The organism is Planktosalinus sp. (assembly GCF_059864935.1).
Genome location: NZ_JCBCCK010000397.1, coordinates 1 through 2195 on the forward strand (window position 1 = coordinate 1; position 2195 = coordinate 2195).

The 2195-nt window shown below is 42.0% G+C and carries 3 protein-coding genes; all 3 read right to left on the reverse strand.

All coding sequences use genetic code 11. The features are described from left to right. On the reverse strand, positions 1-680 hold a 680-nt coding region (locus tag AC6F75_RS12220; protein WP_500715317.1), incomplete at its 3' end, for a thiolase family protein. Between the two features lie 96 nt (positions 681-776). Beyond that, positions 777-1181 (reverse strand): hotdog fold thioesterase, encoded by a 405-nt coding sequence (locus tag AC6F75_RS12225; protein WP_500715318.1) that lies wholly within the window; start codon positions 1179-1181, stop codon positions 777-779. A 74-nt stretch (positions 1182-1255) separates the two neighbouring features. Continuing rightward, positions 1256-2195, reverse strand: a 940-nt coding sequence (locus AC6F75_RS12230) for a 3-hydroxyacyl-CoA dehydrogenase family protein (RefSeq protein ID WP_500715319.1), incomplete at its 5' end; no start/stop codon positions are given.

Sequence of the window (2195 nt, forward strand, 5' to 3'; positions counted from 1 at the left end):
GTAGAAGGTTTAATGAATTCGTCTTCTGAAAACAATATAGGGTCTTTTTTTCTTTGCGGAATTTCCACGGTTACAATTTCTTTTGCCAGGCGTCCATTTTGTTGTGCTTTTGCAGCTTTCATTTGAGAGTTGTAGGCAAACGCATCTTGGTCTTCACGGGAGATGTTGTATTTCTCCACTAGGTTTTCTGCGGTGACGCCCATACCATCTGTGCCGTACATTTCGTGCATTTTGGGATTGACAAAGCGCCAACCAAAACTGGAATCATACATTTTAGCATCGGTTCCAAAAGCGGTTGAAGGTTTTGCTATCACATAGGGCCCGCGAGTCATATGTTCCACACCGCCTGCTATAAAAAGATCGCCATCACCGGCTTTGATGGCTCGGTTGGCGTGAATGATGGCTGAAAGCCCGCTGCTGCAAAGTCGGTTTACGGTTTCTCCCGGTACTGAATAAGGCAATCCGGCTAGTAACGAGGCCATTCGGGCAACGTTGCGATTGTCTTCTCCTGCTTGATTGGCACAGCCTAAAATGACATCGTCATAAGCCTCTTTTGGGATATTGGGATTTCGTTTTACGATTTCGGCAATAACAAGGGCTGCCAAATCATCGGTACGAACCGGTGAAAGGATGCCTTGATAACTGCCTATGGGTGTTCTGATTCCGTCGATTATATACATAATTCATGCTTCCGCGAAAGCGGAAGTCTCGTGTTTTTAAGTTAATAATTTAATTTCTTCTAGCATCATTTATTGATTAATAGAACGTGGATGATTTTATTTCCAGTCTTTTGAAGTCCTGTAAACAACCCCTTTAAACAAAGCTACCAATTTTTCGTCTTTTTTCACTTCTATGATGTGAAAACCGAGTTTGTTTCGGGTTTCGTCGATGATGGATTCGGCGGTGATGAAATCACCTTCTTCTAATGCTTCAATGTGATTGATGGAGGTTTCTATCGAAACGGCAAACTTCCCGTAAGTATTGGCCGAAAACCCGAAAGCTGTATCTGCTAGTGAATAGGTAATACCACCATGAGCTTTGTTCATCGAATTCAACATTTCTTTGCGCACGGTCATCCCCACTTTGCAGCGACCTATTTCACATTCCAGAATCTTGATTCCCAGCCATTGGCTGAAAGAATCCAAGGAGAGCATTTTTTCGGGTATTATATTTCCTTCCATTTTTTAAAATCTACAACTGTGTTTTTAACCACTAAAGCACTAAGGGCACAAAGTTTCACTAAGCTTTTTTGATGTTAATCTTCAAACTTTTTGTTCTCTTTTTTCATTTTCCTCAGCAGCGGGCTGCAACGATATCTGTCTTCACGGTATTCATCATAAAGGGCGTCCATTTTTTTGACGCACCAGTCGATGCTTTTTTCGTTTGCCCAGGCGAGTAATCCTTTTGGGTAATTGACTCCTTTGGTCATTGCCAAGTCAATATCTTTGGCGGAAGCGATGTTTAAAAACAAGGCGTCAGCGGCTTCGTTGATGAGCATAACCAAAATGCGTTCAAAAATTTCTTGACAGAGTTCTTTATCATAAGTTTCCTTCGTTTCACTCGGAATGACTTCTTTTGTGTAATCATAATATCCCTTGCCTGTTTTTCTGCCTAAATAGCCTGCTTCGGCAAAGCGTTTTTGGGTAAATGCCGGCTTGTATCTTGGGTCGAAATAGAAGGCTGTGAAAACAGTTTCGGTCACGGTATAATTGACGTCGTTGCCAATAAAATCCATTAGTTCAAAGGGGCCCATTCTGAAACCACCGATTTCTTTCATTGCCCAGTCAATAGTGGCAAAATTGGATATTCCTTCTTCATAAATGCGCAGTGCTTCGCCATAAAAGGGACGCGCCACGCGGTTAACGATAAAGCCGGGTGTGTCTTTTGCCAAAACCCCAATTTTTTTCCAGTCTTCAATAATTTGAACCACTTTATTTTTTACTTCTTGGGAAGTTTGAATTGCTGGAATGATTTCAACCAATGGCATTAAAGGTGCGGGGTTGAAAAAATGGATGCCGATAAAACGCTCAGGTTTATTAAGGGATGCTGCCAGTGAAGCGATGGAAAGCGACGAAGTGTTTGAAGCAATGATGGCTTCATCAGATTGGTAACTTTCCAGTTCAGCGAACACTTTTTGTTTGATTTCGGCATTTTCGATGATGGCTTCGATGGTTAAATCGGCATCTGAAAGGTCT